The sequence below is a fragment of the Rhizobium sp. SEMIA 4085 genome, from assembly GCF_013004495.1.
GTDB classification, from domain to species: domain Bacteria; phylum Pseudomonadota; class Alphaproteobacteria; order Rhizobiales; family Rhizobiaceae; genus Rhizobium; species Rhizobium gallicum.
This window is the reverse complement of record NZ_JABEPH010000317.1, coordinates 1-7,250: the sequence shown is the minus strand read 5'-3', so window position 1 is coordinate 7,250 and position 7,250 is coordinate 1. Positions and strand designations below refer to the sequence as shown.

The 7,250-nt window shown below is 57.4% G+C and carries 6 protein-coding genes; all 6 read left to right on the top strand.

What is annotated here, in order from left to right; all coding sequences use genetic code 11:
• The coding region (locus C9413_RS24750; protein WP_170251027.1) for an AAA family ATPase at nucleotides 1–1,114 on the top strand (1,114 nt) is incomplete at its 5' end.
• A 105-nt stretch (nucleotides 1,115–1,219) separates the two neighbouring features.
• Complete coding sequence (locus C9413_RS24745) at nucleotides 1,220–2,332, top strand: NAD(P)-dependent oxidoreductase (RefSeq protein ID WP_170251026.1); 1,113 nt, start codon at nucleotides 1,220–1,222, stop codon at nucleotides 2,330–2,332.
• A gap of 69 nt (nucleotides 2,333–2,401) precedes the next feature.
• Entirely contained in the window at nucleotides 2,402–3,190 is a 789-nt protein-coding gene (rfbF, locus tag C9413_RS24740; protein WP_040115595.1) for a glucose-1-phosphate cytidylyltransferase, read from the top strand.
• A 232-nt stretch (nucleotides 3,191–3,422) separates the two neighbouring features.
• Entirely contained in the window at nucleotides 3,423–4,106 is a 684-nt protein-coding gene (locus tag C9413_RS24735; RefSeq protein ID WP_040115596.1) for a sugar transferase, read from the top strand.
• 39 nt (nucleotides 4,107–4,145) lie between these two features.
• A complete protein-coding gene (locus C9413_RS24730; RefSeq protein ID WP_052451805.1) occupies nucleotides 4,146–5,435 on the top strand; it encodes a polysaccharide biosynthesis/export family protein in 1,290 nt (429 codons plus the stop codon).
• A gap of 23 nt (nucleotides 5,436–5,458) precedes the next feature.
• Nucleotides 5,459–6,757: an O-antigen ligase gene (locus C9413_RS24725; RefSeq protein ID WP_052451806.1), complete on the top strand. Its 1,299-nt coding sequence runs from the start codon at nucleotides 5,459–5,461 to the stop codon at nucleotides 6,755–6,757.
• The last annotated feature ends 493 nt before the right edge of the window (nucleotides 6,758–7,250 follow it).

The window sequence follows — 7,250 nt, the reverse complement described above, 5'->3', positions numbered from 1 at the left end:
AAGACCCAGCTACAAGACCTATCTGACGAAATATCAGGAAACGGCCCAGAACCAGTCGTTCCCGATATCAGAAGCGCGCGTCATCTCGCCTGCCTCGCCGCCGACCGAGGCATCCAGCCCCAAGCGTACCCTCACGCTTGGTGGCTCGCTGATACTCGGCGCGATCTTCGGTATCGGACTTGGCCTGTGGCGCGAGATAAGGGAAGGCACGTTCCGCCTCGGTGAGGAGTTTACGACGCTCGGCTTGAAGTTCCTGGGTTACCTGCCGCCGATCCCTGGGGCTACGCGTCCGTCTCCCGATGACGAAGGGAAGCTGATCGCCAATCCCGATGTCGAAACCATGCGGTTTGCGGTCAAATCGGGCGGTACCAAATTTGCCGAGACCTTACGGCATGCAAAGATCATGACCGACACGATGCTTGGCAGCCAGAACTGCAAGGTCATCGGCGTCGTCTCGGTATTACCAGGCGAAGGCAAGACGACGATCGCGGCAAATTTTGCGACGCTCGTGGCATCCAGCCCAGCCAAGGTGCTGATGATCGATGCTAATCTTCGACGCGGATCGCTAACGCAGGGTCTTGGCATCCGCTTTGAAACCGGCTGGACAGAGGCGCTGAATGGACCAACGACATGGCAAGAAACTCTGTTTGTCGATCCGCAGACCGGTGTAAGCCTTCTCGCGACACCGCGCCAGGTAAAGGTCTTCAACACGAGCGAGCTGATCTCAGGTCCTTCCATGGCGACTCTGTTACAAGAGGCCCGCTCCATGTTCGACTATATAATCGTCGATCTTCCGCCAATCGGGCCGGTCTTTGATGCCAAGGCTTTTGAGCCGTTCGCCGACGGTTTCCTGCTCGTGTCGGAATGGGGAGCCACGCCGCGGGCCCTTTTGAAGTCAACGCTTGAGCAAGAACCTGCGATCGCAGCCAAATTGCTGGGCGTTATGCTCAACAAGGCCGATCAGGAGAAACTTTCTACCTATGGCGGACTTGGCAGTTCCGAAAAACTCTATTCCCGGTATGCGAGCTACTACCTCGAGCATGGCGAGCCGATCATGAAGGCGCGAGGCCGCAGACGGCGAAAGGCGCGCGTGCAGCTATCGAAGGAGCTCTAACGAGACGCGCAAGAAACACTGATCCGATGCAACGTTGGTGTGAAGCAACTCCTGGTTTGCGCCATGCCCATCTTAATGACAGTCACCAGTTCCGGAGCGTTTGAAATGAAGATCTTAATCACAGGAAATATGGGCTATGTCGGGCCTGCTGTCGTCTCTCACCTGCGCCGTGAGATGCCTGACTGCTTGCTTGTTGGCGTCGACACTGGCCTTTTCGCGCATTGCCTCACCCAAGCAAACCTGCCCGAGCGTTTGCTTAACAGTCAGGTCTTTGCCGATGTCCGCGACCTGCCCGCCGAGCTATTCAAGGGCGTCGATGCGGTCGTGCATCTGGCAGCCGTTTCCAACGACCCGATGGGCGGCCGCTTTGAGGCGGTGACCGCCGAGATCAACCACCGCGCTACACTGAGAACAGCCGAACTCGCCGCCAGGATGGGCGTAAGAAATTTTGTTTTCGCCTCCAGCTGCTCCATGTACGGATTTGCCGAGGGCGGCGCGCGCACCGAAACAGATGAGCTTAACCCTCTGACCGCCTATTCGCGTTCGAAGGTTGCGGCCGAGACCGGGCTTGGCGAGATCGCCCGCAACAGTCAAATGACGGTCAGCGCGTTGCGCTTCGCGACTGCCTGCGGCTTTTCCGGCCGCACGCGGCTCGATCTCGTCCTTAACGATTTTGTGGCCTCGGCGCTGAGGACCGGACGGGTTTCCGTCCTCTCTGATGGCACGCCCTGGCGGCCGCTCATTCATGTCAACGACATGGCAAGGGCAATCGAATGGGCGCTGCTCAGGCAGGATGGCGGAAATTTTCTGGCCGTCAATGTCGGTTCCGAGGACTGGAATTATCAGGTGCGCGAGCTCGCCGAGGCCGTCGCCGCCTCGGTTCCGGGGACGGTGGTCGAAATCAACAAGGACGCGCCACCAGACCGGCGTTCCTATCGGGTTAACTTCGATCTCTACCGGCGCCTGGCACCGGCCCATCAGCCACAAGTAACGCTTGCAGGCGCTATTGCCGACCTGAAAACCGGCCTTGATGCGGCAGGTTTGAAGGATCCCACTTACCGCTCAGCGCAACTCGTCCGGTTGAACGTGCTCACACAGGCGATCGACGGCGGCAGCCTTGGCACCGATCTGCGCTACACGGCCAATCCGTCCGACCGTAGTTACATTTCTGGTTTCAAGGACCCCGCACATCGGACACGCCAAGCCATGCCTGGCTGAACCGGATTATGTGACACAGTGACTTTAAAGCCGCGTACGGCGGGCAACGCTTCAAATGAAGAGGACGCAATGAAAGTTGTCATTTTTGCAGGAGGCTACGGGAGCCGTCTTTCGGAAGAGACTACACTTCGGCCAAAGCCTATGGTCGAGATCGGCGGGCGACCGATCATCTGGCATATTATGAAGATCTATTCGCACTACGGCTTCAACGATTTCGTTGTGCTTGCAGGTTATAAAGCGGATTACATCAAGGACTACTTCATCAACTATGCGATGATAAACAGCGACTTCACGGTCGACCTAGCGACAGGCGAGTTCAAGTGGCTCCGCCGTGCGTTGGAGCCGTGGAAGATCACCGTGCTCGATACCGGGCTGAACACGATGACTGGCGGACGATTGAGGCGCGCCCGCGACGTCATTGGCGACAGACGGTTCCTTCTGACCTATGGCGACGGTGTCTCCGATACCGATATCGCCGCGACCATTGAGCTACATGAGAGGGACGGAAACTGGATCACGCTGACCGCCGTCAGCCAGCCGGGCCGCTATGGCGCGCTTGGCCTGTCGGACGACGGAACGCGTGTCCATGCCTTCCGCGAAAAACGCATTGGCGATGGCGGTCTGATCAACGGTGGCTTCTTTGTCTGCGAGCCTGAAGTCTTCGACCTCATCGAAGGTGATGACACCGTCTGGGAAGAGGGGCCGATGGAAAAAGCGCTTCACATGGGCAAGGTTGGCTCGCACTGGCACCAGGGCTTCTGGCAAAGCATGGATTCGCTGCGAGACAAGATGGTGCTCGAAAAGGCCTGGGAGAGCGGCGATGCGCCGTGGAAGCTCTGGGACCCGACACCGGGGTGAGCCAAACCGCTGATTAGGGAGACGTCGCCTCCGCGGTTTGGCCCAGCTGACCGAAACGGAATAATACCGTTTGTTCACTGGAATATTGCCTGCGAACTGCGCGAAGTACAGAACCGATCTGTATCACAATGTTACACAAAGTATATTTCGATTATAGTTGATCTTTTTCTATTGCCTTTTTGAAAGCTTTAGTTACTAATTTCTTAACATACTGCTTTCGGGGAGCTTCATGATGAAGCATGATGTCGAATTAGCCGATGCCTCTATTCTCTCGCACTACACCCAGTGGCGGCCAATGAGGCCATTAGGCGGGTTGCGCAAGAGGGTGTTTGACGTCGTCGGCGCCCTCATTCTGCTCGTCCTGTTTTCTCCACTCTTCTTGCTGATCGCGATCGCCGTAAAGCTTGATGACCGCGGCCCCGTTCTTTTCGGCCATCAGCGCGTTGGCCACAACGGGAAGTCATTCCGTTGCCTGAAATTCCGAACCATGGTTACCGAGAGCGATGCGCGGCTTGCTGCCTATCTCGCCGAAAATCCCGCCGCCCTTGCTGAATGGGCAACGACCCGCAAGCTGCGTCACGACATCAGAGTAACCGCCACCGGAAGGGTGCTGCGGAAACTCAGTCTCGACGAGTTGCCACAACTGCTCAATGTCTTGCGCGGCGATATGAGCCTTGTTGGCCCGCGTCCAATCATGGGCGAAGAAATGGCCCGTTATGGTGATCGCGGCAGTCACTACCTCCGCTCGCGTCCGGGTCTCACCGGCAAGTGGCAGGTGAGCGGGCGAAGCGACACCACCTATGAGGAGCGCGTTCAGCTCGACAGCCAGTATGTTGAGCACTGGTCCTTCGTCGGCGACGTCTGGATCATTTTGAAAACCGTGCCGGTTGTCCTGTTCGCGCGGGGTGCCCGCTAACAGGCCGACGCCTTTGCCAGGCAAAGATAGGGAAGAACCATGAGGTTAGTTCGTCAGCTCTCTCCTGCCGCGCGTAACGCCATCTACGCGCTACCGCGGCTGTGCCGTGCAACGCTTGGCGCAGTCGTCCTTCTTGTTCAACCGGCGTTGCTGTCGCCTGCGCACGCTGATCCCTATAAGCTTGGAATCATGGACAAGCTGTCCGTCCGCGTGGTCGAATGGCAGACTGCCGAGGGGCAGTTTCGCGAGTGGCCGGGTATTACAGGCGAATACATCGTCGGTCCGAACGGTGATCTGGCTCTGCCGTTTGCCGGTGAACTGAACGCTGTCGGCCGGTCGACCTCGGAGGTGGCGCGCGAGATCGCCCGCAACCTCCAGGAACGGTTCGGGCTTCCCAATCCGCCGGAAGCCTCGGTTGAGATTCTTGAATTCCGGCCGATCTTCGTAGCTGGCGAAGTCCACACGCCTGGCAAGTATCCCTACGATCCGGAGATGACGGTCTTGAAGGCGATTAGTCTTGCTGGCGGCATGCGTCGCGGGCTGAACGAAGGTCAGCGGTTCGAACGCGACTTCATCAACGCCAGGGGCAGTCACGAGGTACTTGTTGCCGAGCGCGCCCGTCTGATGGCGAAGAAAGCCCGACTTGCCTCCGAGGAGGCAGGCGAGGAGAAGATTGCTGTCCCCCAAGACCTTGCCGCCATCCCCCAAGCGCGAACGCTGATAGAGGATGAAACGGCAATCATGGAAACGAACCGCAATGCCTTCGACCTCCGCCTCAAGGGGCTTGATGAGCTGCAAACCCTCTACGGCAACGAAATCACCTCACTCAGCAAGAAAGTCGACAACCAGACCCGGCAAGTGGACCTTTACAAGAGGGAGCTCCAAAAGACCGCCAAGCTCGTCGATCAGGGTCTGGCAGTCAGCTCCCGGGCGCTGGGGCTCGAGACGACGCTTGCCGATACCCAGAGCAACCTGCTTGACCTCGACGCTGCCACGCTGCGCGCCAAGCAGGAGATGAACAAGGCTGCGCTCGACACGATCGACTTGAAGAACGAGCGCAAATCGAAGATTGCGCTCGATATGCAGGAAACCAAGTCGCAGCTGGACGAAAATGCGCTGCAGCTTCAAATGTACCGGCAATTGATGGCTGAGGCGCTGGTGAATGCGCCAACGGCCTCGCAACTGACCGGAAGCGACGCCGCCAGGCTCATCAGCTATTCGATCGTGCGAACGGTCGCAAGCAAGATCCAGGAGATTCCTGCGACCGAAACGACGCCCGTGCAGCCGGGAGACTTGGTCAAGGTCAGTGTCACCAATGAAAAATCATAGGACCAGGGGTTCGGCAGACCGGCATGCGTATCAGTATCAACGCTTTCTTATCGCCTGAACACAACGCCCCCTTTGCGATCTCTGCTATGGTCGCGACGATGTTTTTCATCGCCTATGCGCAGCTGTTTGGCTCTGTCTTCATTTTGTTGTTCTACCTGGTGTGGCTGCCTCTTCTTGTCATGGACCCGCGCGCAGTCATCGGCGATCCACGGCCTCTCTATTGGATTTTTGCCTTTTCCATCTTTGCATGCCTGTCCTTTTTCTGGTCTGCGGTTCCGGGCCTCAGCCTGCGCGGCGGGCTGCAATATCTTTCAACGATTGTCTGTGCGCTCGTTGCCGCACGGGTCGTGCCGGTAAAGGCGATGGTTTTGGGTATGAGCCTCGGCGCATCGCTGGTGCTGCTCTACTCACTAATATTTGGGCACTTCGACTACGACCCTCTTGATGGCGTCTACAGCTTCATCGGCGCCTTCGCGTCGAAGAACCAACTCGGTATGTTTGCCGCGCTCGGCGTCTTTGCCTCCTTCTCGCTGGTCTTCATTCTGCGCGTGCAGATGATGTGGCGCATCCTAGCGCTGATGTCAGGCGCCTTCGGCGCCTTTTCGCTGTACGCGGCCCAGTCGGCGACCTCCACGATCACGATCGCAGCAACGATTGCCGTAACGGTCGCTGCGGTCTTTCTGAAGCGTTTCTCACCGCGGCACCGGACGGTCCTCTTCCTGTCGATCGTTCCTGCAGCAGCCATCGGACTACTGATCGCATTGAGCACCGGACTCTTCGGCGCAATCCTCGGCGTCTTCGGCAAGGATGCGACTTTGACAGGGCGGACGTATCTTTGGCAGCGCGGACTCGAAATCGCCCACGAACAACCTATCTTCGGCCTCGGTTTTCAGGGTTTCTGGGTCCAGGGCTTTTCTCGACCGGAGGTCTTGTGGCAGCAGTTCTATATTGCATCGCGTGCAGGCTTTCACTTTCATAATACCTACATCGAGGCCGCGGTCGAACTTGGCTATATCGGACTGATCCTGCTCAGCGCCGTTATTCTTGGCCTCCTCGTTGGATACCTTAGATGCCTCCTGTCGTCGGGCGCACGAAACGAGGATGTGGCCCTCTTCGGTCTCGTCACACTGTTCATCGGTCGCTCCTTTTTCGAAGTTGATTTCCTGAACCAATACACGATCGGATCCTTCCTCATCTACTACTGCGCCGGGGCACTCACGAAACCGGTCGCAGGAACGGTAGGCAGGGCCTCGGTGCGGCTCTATCCTCAATTCGCTGGCAGTGAAGGTTTTCATGTGCCTCGCCGTGGCGGTCACGGGTGACCGCTTGCAAATCAAGCGAACCGACAGATGGAAAGTATTGTCACAGTCGATTTCATACCGTCGATCTGTTCTCGTGCTCAGCGGTCGCGTGATTGCCCATTCCAACGACGGCGAGCTCCGTTCTCAGTCGGATTTGCCGCCGTCGTCGTCATCGCCACAGTTGCGAACAGGCCGCTGTCTATTCGCGACTGCATCTGTTGGCGACGTTCTTCATTTGCTCGCTGCTCTTGCCGGCAACCTCAAACGGTCGCTGCACAGAATGCAGCTAAGCTCTTCGATAGTCGGCTATACAGAGGAACGACAATATCTCAATATAAATTGGATTCTACGCGAAGACATTATTGACAGGCATCACCTGAACTATAACATACATTTAGTTCTTCTTGGGATTTCTTTCGCGTTGTGGAATGTACAATGTCTTTACCGCTTGTCGCTGTTGTGACCCCGACGTATAATGGCGGACGGTTCTTGGCTGAAACGATGGAATCCGTCC